At 69.0% G+C, this 20,930-nt stretch carries 22 protein-coding genes; 15 read left to right on the forward strand and 7 right to left on the reverse strand.

Going from position 1 to position 20,930, the window contains the following annotated elements; all coding sequences use genetic code 11:
- The first annotated feature begins 87 nt into the window (after positions 1-87).
- The 9 genes from rbfA (at position 88) to IEY21_RS05530 (ending at position 8,391) form a co-directional block, all read left to right on the forward strand.
- Positions 88-372 (forward strand): 30S ribosome-binding factor RbfA, encoded by a 285-nt coding sequence (rbfA, locus tag IEY21_RS05490; protein ID WP_188902191.1) that lies wholly within the window; start codon positions 88-90, stop codon positions 370-372.
- Positions 369-821, forward strand: a complete 453-nt coding sequence (locus tag IEY21_RS05495; RefSeq protein WP_268237777.1) for an acyl-CoA thioesterase — start codon at positions 369-371, stop codon at positions 819-821. Before rbfA ends, IEY21_RS05495 begins: the two co-directional genes overlap by 4 nt.
- A gap of 86 nt (positions 822-907) precedes the next feature.
- On the forward strand, positions 908-1,384 hold the full coding sequence (locus tag IEY21_RS05500) for an NUDIX domain-containing protein (RefSeq protein ID WP_188902192.1): 477 nt from the start codon (positions 908-910) through the stop codon (positions 1,382-1,384).
- 84 nt (positions 1,385-1,468) lie between these two features.
- Positions 1,469-2,887, forward strand: a complete 1,419-nt coding sequence (locus IEY21_RS05505) for a M1 family metallopeptidase (RefSeq protein ID WP_188902194.1) — start codon at positions 1,469-1,471, stop codon at positions 2,885-2,887.
- An 80-nt stretch (positions 2,888-2,967) separates the two neighbouring features.
- Positions 2,968-3,771 carry a BON domain-containing protein gene (locus IEY21_RS05510; protein ID WP_188902196.1) on the forward strand — a complete coding sequence of 268 codons (804 nt, stop codon included), beginning with the start codon at positions 2,968-2,970 and terminating at the stop codon, positions 3,769-3,771.
- 122 nt (positions 3,772-3,893) lie between these two features.
- Positions 3,894-5,612 carry a sensor histidine kinase gene (locus tag IEY21_RS05515; RefSeq protein WP_188902198.1) on the forward strand — a complete coding sequence of 573 codons (1,719 nt, stop codon included), beginning with the start codon at positions 3,894-3,896 and terminating at the stop codon, positions 5,610-5,612.
- Entirely contained in the window at positions 5,609-6,628 is a 1,020-nt protein-coding gene (locus IEY21_RS05520) for a DUF4097 family beta strand repeat-containing protein (RefSeq protein ID WP_229752908.1), read from the forward strand. The genes IEY21_RS05515 and IEY21_RS05520 overlap by 4 nt, the downstream gene beginning before the upstream one ends.
- A 13-nt stretch (positions 6,629-6,641) precedes the next feature.
- Positions 6,642-7,310, forward strand: coding sequence for a response regulator (locus IEY21_RS05525; RefSeq protein ID WP_188902200.1), 669 nt, complete (start codon positions 6,642-6,644; stop codon positions 7,308-7,310).
- 283 nt (positions 7,311-7,593) lie between these two features.
- Positions 7,594-8,391 (forward strand): cytochrome C, encoded by a 798-nt coding sequence (locus IEY21_RS05530; RefSeq protein ID WP_188902202.1) that lies wholly within the window; start codon positions 7,594-7,596, stop codon positions 8,389-8,391.
- A 99-nt stretch (positions 8,392-8,490) separates the two neighbouring features.
- Here the strand turns inward: IEY21_RS05530 and IEY21_RS05535 are convergent, their stop codons facing one another.
- Together IEY21_RS05535 and IEY21_RS05540 are read right to left on the reverse strand one after the other, a co-directional pair.
- Positions 8,491-9,237 (reverse strand): chlorite dismutase family protein, encoded by a 747-nt coding sequence (locus IEY21_RS05535; protein WP_188902411.1) that lies wholly within the window; start codon positions 9,235-9,237, stop codon positions 8,491-8,493.
- A gap of 80 nt (positions 9,238-9,317) precedes the next feature.
- Positions 9,318-10,337 carry an aldo/keto reductase gene (locus IEY21_RS05540; protein WP_188902204.1) on the reverse strand — a complete coding sequence of 340 codons (1,020 nt, stop codon included), beginning with the start codon at positions 10,335-10,337 and terminating at the stop codon, positions 9,318-9,320.
- 329 nt (positions 10,338-10,666) lie between these two features.
- On the opposite strand from IEY21_RS05540, the gene IEY21_RS05545 reads away from it, so the two are divergent.
- Positions 10,667-11,029, forward strand: a complete 363-nt coding sequence (locus tag IEY21_RS05545) for a VOC family protein (RefSeq protein WP_188902206.1) — start codon at positions 10,667-10,669, stop codon at positions 11,027-11,029.
- Between the two features lie 70 nt (positions 11,030-11,099).
- On the opposite strand, the gene IEY21_RS05550 is transcribed toward IEY21_RS05545, so the two are convergent.
- The 4 genes from IEY21_RS05550 to IEY21_RS05565 form a co-directional block, all read right to left on the reverse strand.
- Positions 11,100-12,215, reverse strand: coding sequence for an AI-2E family transporter (locus IEY21_RS05550; protein ID WP_188902413.1), 1,116 nt, complete (start codon positions 12,213-12,215; stop codon positions 11,100-11,102).
- Positions 12,216-12,410: 195 nt separating this feature from the next.
- A complete protein-coding gene (locus tag IEY21_RS05555) occupies positions 12,411-13,184 on the reverse strand; it encodes a helix-turn-helix domain-containing protein (protein ID WP_188902208.1) in 774 nt (257 codons plus the stop codon).
- Positions 13,185-13,266: 82 nt separating this feature from the next.
- Positions 13,267-14,181 carry an ABC transporter permease gene (locus IEY21_RS05560; protein ID WP_188902210.1) on the reverse strand — a complete coding sequence of 305 codons (915 nt, stop codon included), beginning with the start codon at positions 14,179-14,181 and terminating at the stop codon, positions 13,267-13,269.
- Positions 14,181-16,160 (reverse strand): ABC transporter permease, encoded by a 1,980-nt coding sequence (locus IEY21_RS05565; RefSeq protein WP_229752909.1) that lies wholly within the window; start codon positions 16,158-16,160, stop codon positions 14,181-14,183. Before IEY21_RS05565 ends, IEY21_RS05560 begins: the two co-directional genes overlap by 1 nt.
- Positions 16,161-16,259: 99 nt before the next feature.
- Here IEY21_RS05565 and ndk point away from each other — a divergent pair, with 99 nt between their 5' ends.
- Together ndk and IEY21_RS05575 are read left to right on the forward strand one after the other, a co-directional pair.
- Entirely contained in the window at positions 16,260-16,676 is a 417-nt protein-coding gene (gene ndk, locus IEY21_RS05570) for a nucleoside-diphosphate kinase (protein ID WP_188902212.1), read from the forward strand.
- Positions 16,677-17,042: 366 nt separating this feature from the next.
- On the forward strand, positions 17,043-18,086 hold the full coding sequence (locus tag IEY21_RS05575) for a GGDEF domain-containing protein (RefSeq protein WP_229752910.1): 1,044 nt from the start codon (positions 17,043-17,045) through the stop codon (positions 18,084-18,086).
- A gap of 90 nt (positions 18,087-18,176) precedes the next feature.
- On the opposite strand, the gene IEY21_RS05580 is transcribed toward IEY21_RS05575, so the two are convergent.
- Positions 18,177-18,653: a hypothetical protein gene (locus tag IEY21_RS05580; RefSeq protein WP_229752911.1), complete on the reverse strand. Its 477-nt coding sequence runs from the start codon at positions 18,651-18,653 to the stop codon at positions 18,177-18,179.
- A gap of 75 nt (positions 18,654-18,728) precedes the next feature.
- Here IEY21_RS05580 and IEY21_RS05585 point away from each other — a divergent pair, with 75 nt between their 5' ends.
- The 3 genes from IEY21_RS05585 to IEY21_RS05595 all read left to right on the forward strand — a co-directional run bounded on the left by IEY21_RS05585 (position 18,729) and on the right by IEY21_RS05595 (position 20,900).
- Positions 18,729-19,046: a hypothetical protein gene (locus IEY21_RS05585; protein WP_188902214.1), complete on the forward strand. Its 318-nt coding sequence runs from the start codon at positions 18,729-18,731 to the stop codon at positions 19,044-19,046.
- A gap of 24 nt (positions 19,047-19,070) precedes the next feature.
- Positions 19,071-19,916, forward strand: coding sequence for a nitroreductase family protein (locus tag IEY21_RS05590; RefSeq protein ID WP_229752913.1), 846 nt, complete (start codon positions 19,071-19,073; stop codon positions 19,914-19,916).
- A gap of 87 nt (positions 19,917-20,003) precedes the next feature.
- A complete protein-coding gene (locus IEY21_RS05595; RefSeq protein ID WP_188902216.1) occupies positions 20,004-20,900 on the forward strand; it encodes an aldo/keto reductase in 897 nt (298 codons plus the stop codon).
- The last annotated feature ends 30 nt before the right edge of the window (positions 20,901-20,930 follow it).

Genomic DNA, 20,930 nt, shown 5'->3' on the forward strand with positions numbered 1-20,930 from the left:
CTCGGGCCTGGGGCCGGGGCCCCGTTTGCGGCCGGAGCGCTACCATAGCGGGATGATGTTTCCCCCCACCTTTTTCTGGTCGCGCCCATGAAGCCCGAGCAGCTCCAGTCGCAACTGACCCGCGTGCTCAGCGAGGCCATTTCCGGCCTGCGTGATCCGCGTGTGCCGCTGATCGTGACGGTCGAGCGCGTGACCCTGACCACCGATTACGGGCTGGCCCGCGTGTATGTCAGCGCCATCGGGGCCGACATTCCCGAACTGCTTGAGGCCCTGACCCACGCACGCGGTCACCTGCAGCGTCAGGTGGCCGAACAGGTTCGCATGCGCCGCACGCCCACGCTGGAATTCCGCTCGGCCGAGGACATTCTGTGACGCGGAAGGCCACGGCAGAGCAGCCGGGCCGCAGCGTCGACACGACCATCCAGGTGCGCTACGCCGAGACGGATGCCATGGGAGTGGTTCACCACGCCACTTATCCGGTGTGGTTCGAGGTCGGGCGCACCGACCTGATGCACGCGCTGGGACTGCCGTACGCCACGGTGGAGGCGCGCGGCTACTACCTGATGCTCTCGGGCTTGAACGTCGAGTATCGCCGCGCCGCCCGCTACGACGACACCCTGACGGTCACCACCCGCGTGTCGTCCCTGCGCAGCCGCACGCTGAGTTTCGTGTACACGGTCATGCGCGGTTCGGAACTGCTCGCCACCGGAGAGACCCGCCACATCGCCACCGACAAGACTTACCGCCCGGCCCGACTGCCGGAAGACGTGCTGGCGCTGCTGGGCGGAGCCGGGGTGTCTGCGGCGGAACCGGTCCGCTAGACTGCGCGGCACATGATCTGTTTCCTGCCCCGCCGCGCCCGCCGGACCGACCACGGTGGCCGCCTGCTGTCCACGGCGGAGACGCCATGAGCCACCTGTCGCGCACCCTGCCCATCAAGCGCGCCGCGCACGTCTATCTGGTCCGCGACGGCCAGCTGCTGCTCGTCGAGGAGCGCATGGACGACGGCAGCATCTTTTACGGCCTGCCCGGCGGCAAGGCGCTGCCCGGCGAGACGCTGGGGGACGCCGCCGTACGTCAGGTACTCGTCGAAACTGGCCTGACCGTCACGGATCTGGTGTTCATCAGCTTGCTGGAGGGCGAACTGCTCACCGGCACCCGCAACGAGTGCTACGCCTCGTTCGGGCGCTTCACCGCGACCTTCTCCGGCGAGCTGAACCCCACCGACCCGGAGGTCGTGGGCGTGAAGTGGGTGCCGTTTGCGCAGGTCGAGGCGCTGGTGCGCTACGGGCCCCCGCCCGAGGTCGAGGAGCGCAATCCCCTGATCTGGGTGCCCACCCGCGACTTCGTGAAAGGCACGCCGCGCGCGTACTATCCGATCTGAGCGGCCGGGCCCTGGAACGGGATGCCGGGGGACAGGAAGCGGGGTAACGGTGGACGTGCCCGCGCACCGCGCACAATACCGGCCATGAGCCGCCCGAGTTTCTGCGCCTCTCTCTGCGCCGCGCTGCTGTCGGTTCTGCTTGTGGGCGCAGGGGCCCAGCCCGCTTCCCCGGTCACCGCCCAGTCCATCGGGGACTCTATCTACCCCCGGCTGGGGCAGGCCGGGCTGGACGTGCGCCATTACGCCCTGGACCTGAACGTGGACCGGCCCGGTACCTCCGAACTGAGCGGCGTGGTCACCCTGACCGTGGGCGCCACCCGTCCCTTGCCCCTGCTCAGCCTGGACTTCCTGGGACCGGCGGTGGCGGCGGTGACCTGGAACGGCCAGCCCGCGCCGTACCGCCAGGACCGGGCGGCGGGCAAGCTCAGCATCCAGCGTTCGCTGCGGCCCGGCGAACAGGCGACGGTGACGGTGCGTTTTGCCGGAACGGTGGGGCGGCGTCCCGACCCCGAACTGCCGCTGGATGTGGGCTGGCAGGCGGTGGCGGCCGACGGCAAGCGCCCGGGGGCCAACTTCACCCTCAGCGAGCCGGACGGCACGCGCACCTTCCTGCCGGTCAACGACCATCCCTCCGATCCGGCGACCTTCACCACCCGCGTCACGGTGCCGGCCGGGTACGTGGCGGCGGCCAGCGGCGTGCAGGTGCTCGCCCAGGCCGCGCCGGGCGGCGGCCAGACCTTTACCTTCGAACAGGCCCAGCCGATTCCGACATACGCCCTGGCCCTGCATGTCAACCGTTTCGAGCGGCAGGACTCGCCCGCGGTGCCGGTCGGCGTGGGCGGGGCCGCCGTGGCGCGGCGCGACTACTTTCCCTCCGATCTGCCGGACGGCACCCGGGACGCCTACACCCGGACGGGCGAGGTCCTGACGGTGCTGTCCGGGTGGTTCGGGCCCTTTCCCTTCGGTGCCTACGGCTCGGCGGTGGTCACGCCCGGCATTCCGGCGCTGGAAACCGCCACCCTCTCCACCATGCCGGTGCGTGCGAGCAACGTGCGTGTTCTGGTGCATGAGACTGCCCACCAGTGGTTCGGGGACCGCGTGGTGCTGGGCGACTGGGCAGACGTGTGGCTCAACGAGGGCTTTGCCACCTACGCCGAGCTGCTGTGGGCCCAGGCGCAGGGTGAGGACGGTGCGGCCATCGTTCGTGGGTGGTATGACCGCGCAGGCCGCAGCCCGACCCGGCCGCTGGTCGCCGCCTCCGAGCGCCAGCTGTTCGACACCACCTCGTACATCCGGGGTGCGCTCGCGCTGCAGGCGGTGCGCGTGACGGTGGGCGACGCGGCCTTCCAGGCCTACCTGCGCGGCTGGGTCGCGGCCTTCTCGGACCGGCCGGCCCGCACCGCCGATCTGCTTGCCCATACCCGCCGGCAACTGGGCGCGGACGCGGAGGCGGCCCTGCGCCTGTGGACCGAGTCCCCCACCCTGCCGCCGCTGCCGGAATGAGCGCATCTCTTCTCTCAGGCGGCCTTGAGCAAACGTAGGCCTTCTGCGGGGCTTTGGGACCGGTGGGGTAGCCTCGGCGCATGTGGCCTTTCGGAAAAAATACAGCGGACCGTGTCAAGGACGCCCTTAACGAGCAGCCCCGCCTCAAGGACCTGGGCCTGCAGGTGCGGGAGAAGGGCGGCAACGTGACCGTCACCGGCATGGTGCCCAACGGGCGCTACGACGCGCTGGTCCGGGTCGTGGCGGAGGGCATCAACGGCGTCAAGAACGTGGACACCAGCGGCCTGATTGCCCAGGAGCCGCAGGCCGCTCCCGCCGCGTCCCAGTCGGCGGCCCCATCCCCTCAGGCGCAGGACGCGGGACCCAGCGCCTCGGACAACAGCTACACGTCCGGCCCTGTCCGCGCCGAGATTCGCCCAACCAGCGTCGGTGGCGCCACGAATGCGAGCATGGAGGCCGAGGTCAAGGAGCTGGAAGACCGCAGCCGCGTCGCCAAGGCGGTGCTGAAGGCCATCCGCAGCAACGGCGAGCTGAAGGACGATCCCATTGACGTGCTGCAAAGCGGCAAGAGCGTGATCCTGCGCGGTGTGGTCGACAGCGACCATGAACAGCGCCTAGCCGAGAAGCTGGCCCGTGGGGTGGAGGGTGTGGCCGGGGTGGACATCAGCGGCCTGCGTGTGGCTGCGGGTGCCCGGGAACTGAGCAGGGAGAAGGACGCAGACAGCGGCGATACCGTGTACACCGTCAAGAGCGGCGACACCCTGGGCGCGATTGCCCAGAAGTACTACGGCAACGCCGCCGAGTACAAGAAGCTGGCCCATTACAACAACATCAGCAACCCCGACCTGATCACGGTGGGCCAGCAGATCCGCATTCCGGGCTGACATCGGGAGGAGGCAACCGGGCCGCTGCCGCCGTGCCGGCCTCCTGCTCGTGCTCTGTTCACCCGGTCCCTTCCCCCTTTCGGCGGACGATGCCCCGCGGTCCCTGACGCTAGCTTCGTCGCATGATGGTGCGTGTGGAAGACCGGCGGGAGCAGGAGGACCGGCGTGGGGGCGTGCTGGCCGACCTGCTGGACGCCCGCACGTACCGCGCAGCGCTGTACATCCTGCTGGCGCTGCCGGTAGGCGGCTTCGTGGCGGCGCTGCTGACCGGCGGCGTGGTGGGCGGCCTGCTGACCCTGGCGCTGCTGGTGGGCGCGGCCCTGCTGGTCGGGTCGCTGTGGCTGGTGGGGGCCCTGGGCGACATGCAGCGGGCACTGGCGTCGGTGCTTGGGGTGTCTTTTGCCCAGCCCGCGCTGCCGCCCAGCTACCGGGGGGTGCTGGACTGGCTGCGCACCACCCTGGCTGATCCGACCACGTACCGCACGCTGCTGTTCCATGTGGTGCAGTTTCCGCTGGCGCTGGTGTGCTGGGTGGTGATGACCGGGCTGCTGGGGGGGACGCTGCTCGGGCTGAGCGCGCCGCTGTGGTCGCTGTATCCGCAGGATTTTCCGGTGGTGTTCGGCGACTGGACGCTGGTGCCCGGCACGCTGTCGGTCTTCGGGCTGGTGCTGCTGGGGCTGGGCGGCCTGCTGGTGTCGGCGGGGGTCCTGAACCTGATGGGCCGCATGTGGACCCGGCTGGCGGTGGCGCTGCTCGCCCGCGATGCCGGCGACCAAGCCGCCCGGCGCGAGGTGGTGGCGCTGCGCCGCGCAGCGGGGCGGGTGGCTCTGGGCGATGATCTGGACGCCACCCTGACCGATCTGGTGGCCCAGGCCCACGCGGCGAGCACTGCGCTGGCGGTGGCCCTCGTCACGCCCGAGGGCCGCGTGCGCGCCGTCAGCGGCCCGCCCGGTCCGGGGCTGTTGGGGGCGCTGGACCGCGTGCCGGCCCAGGGCGAGGCGGACGTGCGCGTGGCCGGCGACGGCCAGACGCTGGCCACCCTGCCGGTCACGCTGCCCGCGTCGGCGGGCACGCTGGAGGGCGGTACCCTGCGCGCCCTGTACCCCGGCGGCACCCGTCCCGGGGGCGATGAACTGGCCTTTCTTCTGAGCATCGCCGACCACGCGGGCACGGCCCTGCACGCTGCCGAATTGATTGAGCGGGCCGGGGCGCGGGCCGGCGAACAGGAACGTGCCCGGCTGGCCCGCGAGCTGCACGACTCGGTGGCCCAGGCGCTGTACGGCATCACGCTGGGGGCCAAGACCGCCCGGGCCACGCTGGACCGGGACACCGAACGCACCCGCGCCAGCCTGGACTACACCATCCGGCTCGCTGAGGGCGGCGTCTCGGAGATGAAGGCGCTGCTGTTCAGCCTGCGTCCCGACGCGCTGGAGGAAGGTGGGCTGGTCGCCGCGCTCACCCAGCATGCCCACGCGCTGGAGGCCCGTCATGGCCTGACAGTGCACGCCCGGCTGCGCCACGAGCCGGCGCTGACCCCCGATACCCAGGCCGCCGCCTACCGCGTGGCCCAGGAAGCGCTGCACAACGTGGTCAAGCACGCCCGCGCGCACGAGGTGTGGCTGGAGGTGCTGGAGGAGAAGGCTGAGGTTGTCCTGACCGTACGGGACGACGGGCGCGGCTTTGATCCCGGCGCGCGCGGGCGCGGCACCCTGGGCCAGCGCAGCATGCGCGAGCGGGCCGCGGGGGCGGGCGGCACCCTCACGGTCCGGAGCGCTCCCGGCGAGGGAACCTGCGTCACCCTGCGGCTGCCCGCCGCCCGGACCGTGCCGGTGGACGCGTGACCGTGCATCCGCCGCCCCGGCCGCTGCTGCCGGTGCTGGCGCGCATGGCGCTGGGTCTGGGACTGGCGGGCCTGGGCGGGGTGCTGACCTGGCAGGGCGCGGAGGTCCGGCCCACCCCGGGCATGGGCACCACGACCACCCCGGTCCGCGTGGGGCTCGATGGCCCGCAGCCTTCCGACCTGGCGGCGGCGGGTACGCTGCAGGTCAGCGGGGACCGCTCCAGTGTCCTGGTGGACTCCCTGCCTGCCGGAAGTCCTCTGCTCGTGGGAGGCCACGTGACCCACCGGGAAAGAAACCCTGTGGAGCTCCGCAGCGAGCGCGTGGGGCGGCAGGTCAAGGTCACGCTGGCACTCACGGTGCAGCCCACCGACCGCCCCGGCATGATCGTCAGCGGTCCCGAACCGGTGCAGCACGTTATTGCCCTGCAGCTGTCGCGCGCCGTGCCCCTGACCCTGGGTGCGCGGACCGTCAGCGGGGACCAGACCCTGGACCTGTCCGCGCTGACGCTGCGTGGCCTGAACCTCCGCAGCGTCAGCGGCGATCAGACCATCACGCTTCCGGGCCGGACCGCTGGACCGGCGGCCTTGGTGAGCACCTCGGGGAACATCCGCGTCACGGCGGCGCGCGGCGCGGCTCCCGAGGCGCTGCGCGTCAACAGCGTCAGTGGACATCAGGTGCTGAATCTCGCCGGGGCCAGCGTCGGCACGCTGGGGCTGGGCACCGCCAGCGGCGACATTGACCTGATCCTGCCTGCCAAGGTCCCACGCGCCGCCCTGACCACCGCCAGCGGTGACGTGACCGTGACGGCCCGCCCCGGCACGCGGGGCAACCTCGACGTCCGCACCCAGGGGGGCGACGTGACCCTGCGGGTGCCGGCGGGCCTGCGCCTGCGCGTGCGCTTTACCGACCGCGACACCGTGAGCCTGCCCCGCGGCCTGCCCCCCGCCACCGCCCCCGATCTGGACGTGTTCGTTGACGCGCCCAGCGGAAATTTCACCCTGGATTCCACCCCCTGAAGGAGGCCCCTACATGTCCCCCCATACCACGTCGTCCCCCTGTGTTCGCGTTCTGCTCGTCGATGACCATGCCGTCGTGCGTCAGGGCCTGCGTCTGTTCTTGGGCCTCGACCCCGATATTGAGGTGGTGGGCGAGGCGGGCAACGGCGAGGAGGCCCTGACGGAGGCCGGACGCCTGAAACCCGACGTGGTGGTCATGGACCTGATGATGCCCGTGATGGACGGCATCACGGCGACCCGGGCGCTGCGCCGCGCCCTGCCCGAAACCGAGGTCATCGCCCTGACCAGCACCCTGGAAGAGCACAAGGTCAACGGGGCCATTGAGGCCGGGGCGATCTCGTACATGCTCAAGGACGCCTCCTCCGACACGCTGGCCGACGCCATCCACGCCGCCGCGCGTGGAGAGGTCCGGCTGCATCCGGAAGCGGCCCGCCGGCTGGTCCGCGACTTCCGCGGCGCCGAGATGCGCGAGACCCTGACCCCCAAGGAAACCATCGTGCTGCAGCTGATCGCGCGCGGCCACAGCAACCGCGACATCGCCGCCGATCAAGGGGTCAGCGAGGCCACCGTGAAAACGCACGTGTCCCGGCTGCTGAGCAAGCTGGGCCTGGAAAGCCGGACGCAGGCGGCGCTGTACGCCCTCAAACACGGGATCGCGAGCCTGGACGGGGTGGAGGGCTAGCGCGGTGTTCATGGCCTGCAAACAAGCGGGCAGGCCAATGAATGTGATTCGCTTTTCCTTTACAGGTCGGAATATATTGTATCTTTTTTTACAAAGCTTGAATACGCGTTGTCTCGATACGTAAGCCGCGATATTCGTGCACAAAGGGCAGAACCGTCGAAGTGAAGCGGAGCAGGGAAAGGATTTCCCGCATAGCCTGTCACCCCGGCTCTGCCTGTCGATTTCGCACAGACACCCTCCATACGCGGTCAGGCTTGAGACCCATACCAGGTCGGGAGGAGTCATGAAAGATCTCGGACGTTGGCAGGTCGTCACGGCAGGCGTCGGCATGTTGCTGGGGGCCAGCCTTCTGGGCAGCTGCGCTGCTCTGGGCGGGGCCGGGGGAGCGCGCACCGTGTACGGCGAGAGCGGCACCCTGAACGGAAGCACTGTCACCACCTGGGCCAAGCTGAATGCCGAGGGGCAGGTCAGCGCCCTGGGCTTCACGCTGCCCATGCAGGCCGTCAACAACGCGCCGGCGGCTGGCCCGCCCCAGATCAGCGCCCTGAGTTTTCCAAAGGTGGCGCAGGACACGACCTTTATCAATTTCCTGTCGCTGGACTACATGCCTCAGGGACACGATCCGGTGGGACGCTACGGCGCCCCCCACTTTGACATTCATTACCACGCCCGGACCAAGGCGCAGGTCCAGGCCATTGACTGCACCGACCCCACCCAGAGCGATCCCGCGAAGGTGCCCGCCGGCTGGGTACCCCCGGTGCCTCCTGGCGCACCGGCCAAGGAGTTCTGTGTGCCCGGGATGGGCTACCACAGCCTGCCCGTCACCGAATTCAAGGCTCCCGGCGAACTGAAGGACGGGATCTTCGATCAGGTGATGATCGCGGGCTACTACGGAGGCGATTTTATTTTCGTGGAACCCATGGTCACCCGGGCCGCGCTGGAACGCAAGACGTCCTTCACGCTGCCGGTCCCCGCTGCGCCCGTCCAGGCCACCCGCTATCCAACCACCTTCGAGGCCAATTACAACGCCGCCAAACAGGCCTATGACTTTGTGCTGGGCGGCTTCCAGTCCGTTCCGTAATTTTCCATAGGTCGGAGGCGAAAGCGCGGGTGTTCAAAGGGGGGCCGGGGGGAGAATGTTGTCCCCCCGGCCCCCGGGTCGTGCCTGGAAAGTTGAGCCTTACCCCAGGTCTTCGAGCACGCCTGCCAGTTCCTTTTTCACGCAGGTGAACATCGGCGTGTCCTGCAGGGTGTACATGCTCGCCTCGGTGTAGCGCAGGCGGTGGACGAGGTCCACGAATTCCTGCGGGTGGTCCGAGTCGAAGGACACCACGAACTCCTGATCGTCGATGCCGTAGCTGTACGAGGTATTGATGCGCACGCCCTTGAACGGCACGCTGGCGTGGATGTGCTCGTCCATCATGCCCTGGCGGCTGTGCGGGGTCAGGTCGTACCACGCCCGCGTCTTTACGAAGGGGTAGATAAACAGATACTGGCCCTGGCCGGGCAGGATTTCCAGGCCGTGCCCACTGCCCTCCACACGGTTGACATACTGGCTGCGCTTGTTCATGGACACGAAGTTGTACGGCTGGGTCAGGTAGCCCATCAGCCGGGTGCGGTTCAGGCGGCCTTGGGCTTCCTGGAACTCGCGCACGTCAAAGGCGATGCGCCACAGCATGAAATCCACGTCGCCACGCACGCCGACCAGCGAGTACGGGCGCTGGATCAGGCCCTTCTCGGCCGGAGCGTCGCTGACCCAGCCCTCGGCGGCGGCCAGAAACTCGGCGCGGATCTCGGCGCGTTCCCCGGCGGGCAGGCGGCGGAAGGCCGGGTCGAGCTTGAAGAAGGCGTAGTTCAGAAACTGCCGGTTGGCACGGTCGGGTTCCCGCCCGGTGACCTGCCCGCTGGGGTCAAGGTCCACCATCATCTTGGGCCGTCCGCCCGGCGCTCCGGTGGGGCGGCCGGCCGGGGGGGTGGCGGGGGCTGGCTGTTCGTTTTCGGGGCGGCTCATCGCGCCACCTCCTGACCGCGCAGGTCGTGCGTCAGCCCGAAATTGTCGCGGTACAGCGTCTGGATGGCCGCATACTCGTCGTTGGTCAGGGGAGCGGCGTCAAAGGCGGCGGCGTATTCGCGCAGTCCCTTCTCATCGTAGATGTTGGGCAGCACGCTCGCCATGGCCGGGGAGCGCAGTGCGAACTGCAGGGCCAGCTGGCCGATGGTGCGCCCGCTGACGAACGGCTGCAGGTCCTCGACCTTCTTCAGGCCGTCCTCCATCCAGGCCTTGCGGCGGGCGTTGGTGGTCATGCGCCAGTTGCGGTGGTCGCCGGGCTCGAACTCGGTGTTCAGGGTCATGTAGCCCTCCAGCAGGCCGGAGGCGTGCGGCACGCGGGCCACCACGCCCACGCCCACCTCCTCGGCCACCGGCAGGATCTGTTCGCCCAGCACCTGTTCGAGCAGGTTGTAGATGATCTGGGTGGGGGCGCGGCGGTCGCGGACCGAGGCAATGCCTTCCTCGATCTGCCGCTCGTTCAGGGCCGGTCCCAGCGCGGTGCCGTAGGCGCGGATCAGCCCCTCGGCCTTGAGCCGGTCCAATTCGGCCCACAGGTCATCGGCCTGAAGGGCGTCCATGCGCGGGTTGTGCAGCTGGTAATAGTCGATGTAGTCGGTTCCCAGGCGCTTGAGGCTGCCCTCCAGTGCCCTGCGCAGGTAGGCCGGCGACCAGTCATGCGGGCGCTCCTGCTGGCCCGGGCGCTCGGGATGGGTGTAGATGTTGTAGCCGAACTTGGTGCCGATCACGATCTGGTCGCGCACGTCGCCCAGCGCCTCACGCTGGAGTTCCTCGGCGCGGCCCGAGGCGTAGGTATCGGCATTGTCGAAGTAGGTCACGCCGCGCTCGAAGGCCTCGCGCAGCAGGCGCTTGCCCATCTGCTCGTCCTTGACGCCCCACCACGTCGTGCCCACCGTCCACACGCCAAAGCCCACGGCGCTGACCGTCAGGTCCGTTCCTCTCAAGTTGCGGTATTCCATGAGACGTACTATTCCACCGTGTGGGGGGGACGGTTTGCCCCGAACGATCGGTCAGGCCCGAACCCACGGTCGGGAGGATGGTCATTGCATAAGCCTAGGGCCGAAGTCCTTATGAAAAATGCGGCCCACACGGGGTTTTTCCGGGAGGGCGGCGGCGGTTGACAGCGTCTGCATACCACGCTATATTTTCCTTATCACCGTCCGCGAAGGGCGGGTTTTTTGTTTTGGGCCTCGGATTGGGCTCTGTTGGGCGGGGCCCAATGGGCACCCTGGCCGCGCCTCCACGCCCCCACGCAGGCGCCCAGGCGCCCAGGCGCTACCCTGCGGCCATGCTCAAGCACGTTTCCTTCCTGACGGCTGATCTGGAGGCCGTCCTTGCCTTCTATGAACGGCTGGGCGGCGTGACCGAGAAACGCCTGACCACCGCCGAGGGCCACCGGCGCGGCGTGATTCGGCTGGGAGACGGGCGGCTGCAATTCTTCCAGATCGCGGGTGAGCCGCCCCGCCCCCACGCCCACTGGGCCGAGCACATCGCCGTGTTCGTGACGGGCCTGCGGGAGATTCTGCCCGCCCTGCGGGAGGCAGGCGTGACCATCAGCCGCGACCTGACCCCCAGCCCCAGCGGCCGCGACATGGCCTTTGTGCTCGACCCGGACGGGCGGCAGGTGGAACTGCTGGAAGCCGGCGACTGAGGGGCACGCGCAGGGCCAGAGGAGAGGGGGGCCGTTCCGTTCTTGGCCCCCCCCTGTACCCCAGCCGCGCTCAGGGCCCTTCGGTGTAGATGCGGCTGGGATAGTAGTACTTCTGCAGGGCCAGCTTGCCCAGGGCCACCACGGGCACGGCGAGCAGCGCTCCCACGAAGCCGAGCAACGCCACCCCGACCAGAATGGCCACCAGCACCGTGACCGGATGCAGGTCGGTGGTGCGGCTGAGGATGTAGGGGCTGAGGAAGTTGCCCTCGATCTGGTTGGCGGTCACGAACACCACGATCACCAGAATGACCGTCAGCAGCACGTTGGGCATGGTCAGCGCCAGCAGGATGGCGGGCGTGGCCCCGATGATCGGCCCCAGGTACGGCACGATGTTGAAGGCCCCGGCCAGAAAGCCGATGGCGGCCGCGCTGGGAATGCCGATCAGGGTCAGGCCCAGCCACACGAACACGCCGATGAACAGCGCGATCAGCAGCTGTCCGCGCACGTAGCCGCCCACTGCCGTGCCCATCAGGCTGCTGAACTCCAGGACGCGGGGCTGCCACGGGCGCGGGAAGATGCCCAGCAGGGTGGCGTTCACGCGGCTGTAATCGGCCATCAGGTAGATGCTCAGCAGCAAGATCAGCACCACCTGACCCACCACCCCACCGATCTGCAGGACGCTGTTGAACAGGGTTCCGGTGGAGTTCAGGGCGTTCTGGAGCAGCGGCACGAGGTTGTCCCCGAGGTTCTGAAAGTAATTCTGGGCGGCTGTGATGATCTGTTCGCGGGTGTTGGTCAGGCCGGTGATGCCCCGGTCGGTCAGCCAGACTGTCATGCGGTCCAGGATGTCACCCAGCGTGCCAATCTGATTCGGAAGTTTCTGGAACAGGTTGATCAGCTGGGCCGAGACCGTGACGAGCAGCAATCCCGCCAGCCCAAAGATGCCCAGGAAAATCAGGAACACGAAGAACACGCCCAGGCCGCGTTTGACCCGCCCGCGCTGCAACCAGTTGAGCAGCGGATTGGCGAGGTAGGCGATCAGGAAGGCGACCAGAAAATCCACCACGACGGTGTGGATCTTTCCGTAAAGCCGGAAGGCCAGGTAAAAGACCAGCAGAAACGCCGCCGCGCGGACCCAGGGATTGCGCCACAGGTACGCGAAGGCGTTGGGTTCGCGGGGACCCAGGGTGCTCAGGGACGGACGGGCCGACAGGGGACTGGGTGTGTCCTGAATGCTGGCCTGGGTGCGTGGCGCGGCGCCGGGGGCCACAGGAGGATCGGGAGGCAGGCCGTTGGGATTCACTGCGCCTCACTGTACGTCACCCGGCGGCGGCGGTGCGTGTTCACAATGAGGGATAAAGGGCCGCTGTGCGGCGGCCCATCACGGAACGGCCGGGGCCGGAAGAATCTGCTCCCCGGTATCCAGATCGGTTAAGCGGCTGCTTCCCCCCGAGGGTGCCAGATCGGCACGCAGGTTGCGGCTGCGGTTCAGGGCGATGGTCTGCCGCAACGGGACGTATCCGGCCGCCTCCACCCGCAGCTCGGCCTGGGAGCGGGCGTCTACCGGAAAGGCAAGCACCGGGCTTGGTCCCAGGTTGCGGTTGTCCAGGTAGACCCGCGCGCCGCCCGGCACGCTGCGGACCGAGAGCCGCACCGCGCCCTGCGGGGAGTCTGCCGGGTCCGCTGGAGCCACGGAGGGGGCCGGGTCCGGCTGGACCGGGGCAGTGGGGACGGACGGCGTGAGAGTCACGCTGGCGGGGGCTCGGCTGCGGTACAGCAGTCCCCCCACCAGCACCAGCAGCGCCACCAACACGGCGACGATGACCCCGCGCCCGCCGTCCCAGGGGGAGGGCGCGGTCGCGGACGGGTCCTCCGGCAGGGTCATGGGCCACTGGTCGGCGGCACCGAGGGCAGCATCCGTGCCGCTCAGGTGGGCCCGGTCAAAGGCCCCCAGCAGGGGAGAGGGGTCCAGGTTCAGTTCACGGGCGTAGCGCTGCAGGTAGGCGCGGGCGTAGGTGCGCTCGGGCAGCAGCTCGGTCTGTTCGTCTTCCAGGGCCTGCAGGTAGTCCCGGCGAATGTTGGTGCTCAGGGCCACCTCGCGCAGGGTCAGGCCCTGCGCCTCCCGGGTGTGCCGCAGAATCTCGCCAAAGCTCACTGGCCCCCGGCCTCCTCTTCAGCGCGTTGCGTCATCCGGGAGGTCACCGGCTCCCCAAGGTCAAGGTGTTCGCAGGCATTCCTTAGCCGTCATAGGGGCGGCCCAGGGCGCGCGGCGCACGGCTGCGTCCGGTGAAGATCAGGGCCAGGATGGTGATCAGGTACGGCAGGGCCGTGACCAGCGTGGGCGGCAGCAGGTTGGTGCCCCCCAGCGCGATGGACAGCGCCTGCAGAAAGCCGAACAGCACGGTGGCGCCCAGCACGCCCAGCGGTTTCCACTGCCCGAAGATCAGGGCGGCCAGCGCAATGAAGCCGCCCCCCGCACTGATGTTGCGCACGTACGAGTCCAGGTTGCCGATGCTCAGGAACACGCCCGCCGTGCCGGCCAGCACACCCGAGAGGATCACGGCGCTGTAGCGCATGCGCCGGACGTTGATGCCCATGCTCGCCGCCGCGCCGGGCTGCTCTCCGGTGGCGCGCAGGCGCAGGCCGTAGGGCGTGCGGTACAGCACGTACCACGTGACCGCCACCACCAGGAAGGCGAAGTACACCGGCGGCGAGAAGCGCAGCTCGCCCACACCCCACAGCGGCAGGGCGGTCTCGACCTTGGGGCTCTCGGTGGAGCTGCCGTACAGCGCAGTCAGGATAACCGGCGGCACGCCCGAGGCGAGCAGGTTGATGGCGGTGCCGCTGATGACCTGATCGGCGCGGTACTTGATGCTGACGACCGCGTGAATCCACGCGATGATGCCGCCGACCAGGGCGCCCCCCAGCCAGCCGAACCACGGCGACACCGGGCCCAGGGTGGGCTCAAGGACCTTGGTGATCACGGCCCCGCCCAGCGCCCCGAAGATGATCAGGCCGTCCAGGGCGATGTTGACCACGCCGCTGCGCTCGCTGAACAGGCCGCCCAGGGCGGTGAGCAGCAGCGGCACCACGCTGCGGATAAAGGTCGCCAGGAAGGCGGCGGTCAGCAGTTGTGCGAACAGACCTTCCATTATTTGCCTCCCTCACGGGTGTTCTCTTCGCTGCTGTAGCCCACGTTCGGGTTGGGCGTGCCCGCCTGCCGCGCGGCCTCGCCGGGCGAGAGCTTGCCGCCGTCATCCTTTCCGGTGCGGTCTGTGGCCGCGACCAGTTGCGGTGGCGGTGGATCGACCACGCGGCGGCTGAGGAAGCCCCCGGCGGCGATGAACAGTACGATCAGGGCCTTGAGTACGGTCACGATGTCCTTGTTGACGGCTTCGAGCTGCTGGTCCACGTCCACGCCGCCGGTGTCCACCGTGCCGAACAGCAGGCTGGCAAGTACCACCCCGGTGGGAGTGTTCTGGCCCATCAGGGCCACGGCGATGCCGTCAAAGCCCACGCTGACCGGCATGTTGCTTTTCAGGCGGTACTCGTCGAGCGCGCCGCCGTTGACGTAATGGGTGCCGGCCAGCCCGGCGAACATGCCCGCCAGCGTCATGGCCAGGATGGTGCCGCGCGCCACGCTGATGCCGCCGTACTCGGCCGCCTTGGGCGAGAGGCCCACTGCGCGCAGCGCGTAGCCGGTCGCGGTGCGCCACATCAGGGTGCCGAACAGCGCCACGCACGCCAGTGCGATCAGGAACGATCCGTTCAGGCGGCTGCCGGCCACGTCGGCCGGCACGCCGATGCGCCACGTCAGTGCTCCGAACACCACGGCAATCACCAGCGCGATCACGGCGCCGTTGCGAACCGTCTTCAGAAGAGGGCGCGCCACGAAGAAGGCAATCAGCGCAACCACGATGCCGATGCTCAGCACGTACCCTCCGCCCGGCGCACCCACATTGAACACGTCGAGCAGGCTGGGCAGCTGGGCGGCCTGTTGCAGCTCCTCGCTCTTGGCTTCAAAGCCGGGGGCCTTGAAGGGCAGCGGGTAGTCGCGGCCCAGGAACGGAAACGAGTCGCTGCCGATCATGAAGATGAAGATTGCCGAGGCGACGTAGTTGAGCATGATGGTGTTGATGACCTCGCTGGAGCCGAAGCGGGCCTTCAGGATGCCCGGAATCGCGCCCCACAGCGCGCCGCCGGCTCCGGCCGCGATCACCGACAGCGGCAGCAGCGCCCAGCCCAGCGAGGCGGGGCCGTACACCCCGACGAGCATGGCCCCGATGGCCCCGGCGGTAAGCTGCCCCGGCGCGCCGATGTTGAACAGACCGGTGCGGAACGCGAAGGCCACCGACAGGCCGGTGAAGATCAGCGGGGTCGCCAGCTTGAGGCTGGACAGCAGCGGCGAGAGGCGGGTGATCGGAGCAAACAGGGTGGAATACACGAAATACACCACGTCGCTTTTGGCCAGCCAGCCGCCCCACAGCGTCAGCGCCTTGCCGGTGGGATTGACGGCGGGCTGCACGGCGAGAACCACGACCGCGCCCACCACCACAGCCAGCGTGATGGCCGAGATGGGGACCAGCAGCCCGCGCATGCGGTTGAAGCGGTCGAGCCACCACGACCGCGCGCTGAGCCCCGCCCCGGTGGCGATCAGGCCCGCGAGCATGGGCAGGAACAGACCCAGGTTCATGCCGCCGCCGTCATAGAAGTTGCGCAGTTGCCGCCGCGCTCCTGCCCGCAGGGTGGAGTCGGTCGCCACACGCTCGATCTGGTGGGCCAGCGCGCCGTCGAGCATCACGACCGCCGTGACTGCCATGAGGAAGGTCAGCAGGCCGGAGACCCAGAACCAGCCGGTGCGCCGCGCGGCCCCAAAGAGGGTGACGGCCAGCAGCGCGAGCGTGGCCCAGCCCAGGGCCAGGGGCGTGGCGGTGGCGGGCAGGGGAGCTTGCTGGTTGGAGGCCAGGTTCAGAACCGAGCCGCTGAGGTGCAGCAGGACGGCGTCGGCACTGAAGCCCCGGCCCAGCGCTGCCAGGGGAAACAGCAGCATTCCGGCGGCGGCCACCGCGCAGGCGATCAGCGCGACGCGCGCCGCGTCCCCGGATGGACGAGATTGAGAGAGGTGGGTCACGCGGCCATTGTACGGGGGCAGCCCGGGGGAAGGGCAGACGGCGTGGTGTCCCGACCCCTCCCGTTGTCCCTGGCCGGTCCTGCTATTCTCCCGGGCGGTATGGAACGTACTTTTGCCATGATCAAGCCCGACGGCGTGCGCCGCGGCCTGACCCCTGAAATTCTCGCCCGCCTTCAGCGCAAGGGCTACCGTGTGGTGGGCCTCAAGCAGATGGTGATTTCCCGCCAGACCGCCGAGGCCCACTACGGTGAACACAAGGAGCGCCCCTTCTTCGGCGAGCTGGTGGACTTCATCACCGGCGGTCCGGTGGTGGCCATCGCGCTGGAAGGCGAAAACGCCATTCTGGGCTGGCGCGCCATGATGGGCGCCACCAACCCGGCCAACGCGGCCCCCGGCACCATCCGTGCGGACTTCGCCACCACCACCGGCGAGAACGTCACCCACGGCAGCGACAGCCCCGAGAGCGCCGAGCGCGAACTGGGTCTGTTCTTCGCGGAAGGCGAACTGCTCAGCTGAGCGTCCGCCTCTTTTGAGGGCCCCGACCGGTGCATGCTGGTCGGGGCCCTGTTCATTGCCGCCTCACACGTACGCCCCGCGGATGGGAAGACCGCACACCGGATGGACAGCGCTTAACGTCGAAAGGTCTTAACCTTTGCGGTCTGGTGGTGGGGGGGACCGGTCACCGCCGGGGCACGTCAGGTCCGTGTCGCTGCCGGGCTGGGTGGACCGGATGCCGTGCTGGGACGCCTGGAACCGCGGTGCGTCCAGGCGTCCGGGTCGGGCGGCGGCGGCGGCGCTGTGGGGGCGCCGCCGCGGGCCGCGGGACAAACGTGCTGCTGCAACGTCTCTGTCAGATTTGGGTGGCTAGGATGGGCCGGGTACATGCGGACACTCACCAGTTCTCTTCAGCAGCGGCTCCAGAACAGCCGGCGATACGTGGCGTACGCCGCTGGACTGGCCTATCTGCTGTACGTGCTGGTGACCACCGTGTTCAGTCCGCCTGGGGGCCTGCCGCAGTCTTTGCAGGGCCCCAAATACTGGGCGGCGCTGATTACCGTGTGTGGCGGACTGACCCTGCTGGCCGCTCCCAGTCGGCTGCGGGAGATCTCGCTGGCAGCCTTTATCGGGTATCTGACGGCGCTGATCTTCGAGGTACCCAAGCTGGTGGAGCTGGGCCTGCCGCCGCTGCACCTGGGGCTGTGGCTGAACTTGGAGGTCATGGTCTGTTTTCTGGTCTTCGGGTCGCGCTGGGGCGCCGGCCTGGGCGCCCTGATCATCTCGGTGATGCTGCTGGCGCTGGTTCTGGGGGGACCGCAGTCGGCCACCCGCGTCTCGGACTGGACCACGGTCATTCTGGTGCTGGTCGTCACCGGCTTTATCTCCTATGTCAGCATGAGCTTTACCGAGAGAAATCTGCTGATGAGCGCCCAGGACCGTGAAAAGCTGCGCGCTGCCCGGCTGGACGCGGTGACTGAGGTGTATGGCCGCGGCGCAATCGAGGAAGAGCTGCAGCGCGCCCTGCGCTTTGCCCGTGAGTCCAACACGCCCATGAGCGTGATCGTCACCGACATCGACCACTTCAAGGCGGTCAATGACCGTTACGGACACGCCACCGGGGACGACGTGCTGCGGGCGGTGGCCAAGCGGCTGCGGCGCAACGTGGGCGGCTCGGGTGGGCTGGTGGGCCGCTGGGGCGGCGAGGAATTCGTCGTGCTGCTGCCTGGCATTTCCAAGACCGACGCCCTGGCGGTGGCCGAGCGACTGCGCCGCGAGATCAGCGAGCAGCCGCTGGCCGACCTGCGGGTCACGGCCAGTTTCGGGGTGGCCGCCTACCGGGGTGCCCACGACACCCCCGATCAGCTGTTCGGACGCGCCGATCTGGCGATGTACGAGGCCAAGAACGCGGGCCGGAATGCGGTGCGGTAAGGCCCGTGCCCGGGTAATGCAGTACCTGCAACACTTTCTTTCCTGATTGAAAGATGAAGCCCGGGGAGGCTCAGGTCCGGTCCGGTACCCTCAACGCGGATGGAACGCCGGGAGAAGCGCCGCCTCGGCCTGGGTGACATACCCGCGGGTCAGCACGTTCATGTCCCCGCCCGGAAGCGGAAGAATCAGCACGTCGGCCAAGCGGGTGCCGGGAGCCGGTCGCCAGCCCTGCCCCTGCGGCGTCTGAACCGTGCTGGCTCCCTCGCCCGCAAGATCCTGGGCGGTGAACTGCGGCGCCGTAAAATGCAGGAACCACGCCAGGGGCCGGGCGTCGCTGTCGTACTGCACCACAATTTCCCGGGCGGGCAGCGGCGGGCGCGTGGTCCAGGTGGCGCGGCGCAGGCTGCCGGGGATGCGCTCGCGCATGTCGGCCTGGGCGTCGTAGGCACCGGTGGCGGTGAACAGAACCCGCGACACCAGGTCCTCGGATGGCTCCCCGGCGGCTCCGGCCTGCGCCGGCTGACGGCAGGCTCCCAGGGCCAGGGGCAGCAGCGCGGCCAGCAGCACGGAAGGAGTGTGGACCCTCATCGCCCGCCACCATACGCCCGGACCCGCCCGCGTGTATGTGCGAACATCCGGGGCATGGGCGCGCACCACCTCTCGCTGCTGCTGACCGGGGCGCTGCTGGGGCTGCTCTGTCTGCTGGGGCTGTCGCTGCAGCTGGGCTGGCGGGCCGGCGCCTCGCGCGCTCCGCACCACGCGCTGTTCTTCGGGGTCTGCGTGGGCACACTGGTGGCCCTGGCCCTGAGCGGCTGGGCGGGCGGACGCTGGTGGGCGCTGTTGCCCGCGCTGGGACTGCTGCTGCTGATGCCGCGGACCCGTCCAGGCCGCGCCGGGCACTGGCGGCTGGCGCTGTGGTGTGCGCTGGCCTACGGGCTGGGCGCGTGGGCGGCGTGGTAGGAGCCGTGCTGCTAGCCTGCCCCCATGACCCCCCTTTTCCCTGAGCCCCTGCCGCTGATCGAGGGCATGCTCGCGCGGCGCACGACCAACGGTCCCTTTCTGCCGGGGCCGGTCCGGCGCGAGGACCAGCACACCCTGATGCGGGTGGCCCAGGCTGCTCCCAGCCACTTCAACAGCCAGCCGTGGCGCTTCGTGTTGATCGAGAACCCCGAGACCATCGGGCGGGTGGCCGAACTGGCGGGCCAGAGCATGACCGAGCTCATTGAAGCGGGACTGTTCTTCGAGCGCTACCGCCGGTATTTCCGGTTCTCGGAGGCCGAGCTGGAAGAAAAGCGCGACGGCATTCACATCGACCACCTGCCCGGCCCGCTCAAGCCCTTTACCCGGCAGGTCTTCAGCGACGCGGGCCTGCGGGTCATGCGGCAGCTGGGCGTGCCCAGGAAACTGGGCGAGGACAACCGCCGGCTGGTGGCCGGCAGTCCGCTGCTGCTCGCCGCGCTGCTGGACCGGACCGAGTACCGCCCCGGAGAACTGTCGGGCTTTTACAGCGTCTTTGGCCTGGGAGCGGCCATGGAGAACATCTGGAACGCGGTGGGGGCGCTGGGCATGGGCATCCAGTTTGTCAGCACGCCGATGGAGATTCCGCGGCACTGGCAGAGCCTCAAGGACCTGCTGGCCGTGCCCGACGACTTGGAGCTGATGGCGGTCTACCGCCTGGGGTACCTGCCGCCGCAGGGAGCGCGTCCGAGCATCGACTGGAGCAGCCGCCACCGCAAACGGCTGTCCCAGTTCGTGTACCGCGAGACGTGTGCCCAGCCCGAGGCCGGTGAATTCACGTCCGGGTTCGGGGAGCAGATCCGTGCGGACTGAGCTCCCTGCGAGTCTCTGGACACGCTCAACCCCGGCCCATCCAGCCCACCAGCCCACACGCCAGACTCCAGGGCGGAGGAATTTCCGATGACCCATACCGACGCTTCACCCGACGCCGCCCGCAGCGGCACCTTCCAGATTGGCGGCGACCTCTCGGTCAACCGCCTGGGCTTTGGCGCCATGCGCGTGACCGGGGACGGAATCTGGGGCGATCCCGCCGATCCCGAGGGTGCTCTCGAAACCCTGCGGCGGCTGCCCGAACTCGGCGTCAACCTGATCGACACTGCCGACAGCTACGGCCCTGCCGTGAGCGAGGAGTTGATTCATCAGGCGCTGCACCCCTACGACACCGTGGTGATCGCCACCAAGGCCGGCCTGACCCGCACCGGTCCCAATGTGTGGGTGCCGGTGGGCCGGCCCGAGTACCTCAAGCAGCAGGCCTACCTGTCCCGCCGCCGCCTGGGGGTGGAGCGCATTGATCTGTGGCAGCTGCACCGCATTGACCCGAAGGTGCCGCGTGATGAGCAGTTCGGGGCCATCCGCGAACTGATGGACGAGGGCGTGATCCGTCACGCCGGGCTCAGCGAGGTCAATGTCGAGGAGATCGAGGCCGCCCGCGAGGTCTTTCCGGTCGCTACCGTGCAGAACCTCTACAACCTGGTCAACCGCAAGTCCGAGGACGTGCTGGATTACTGTGAGCGCGAGAACATCGGCTTTCTGCCGTGGTACCCGCTGGCGGCGGGCAGCCTCGCCAAGGACGGCAGCGTGCTCGCCGAGGTCGCCCGGCGCCTGAACGCCTCGCCGTCGCAGGTGGCGCTGGCGTGGGTGCTCAAGCGCAGCCCGGTGATGCTGCCCATTCCCGGAACCGGCAAGGTCCGGCACCTGGAAGAGAATGTGGCCGCCGCAGGCCTGACCCTGACCGATCAGGACTTCCAGAAGCTGGACGAGGTCGGCCGGGAGGAATGGGAGAAGAACCGGACCTGAGCCGGGCACAGCCGGGCGGCGCGGGCGGGG

The organism is Deinococcus aerophilus, assembly GCF_014647075.1.
Taxonomy (GTDB): Bacteria; Deinococcota; Deinococci; order Deinococcales; family Deinococcaceae; genus Deinococcus; species Deinococcus aerophilus.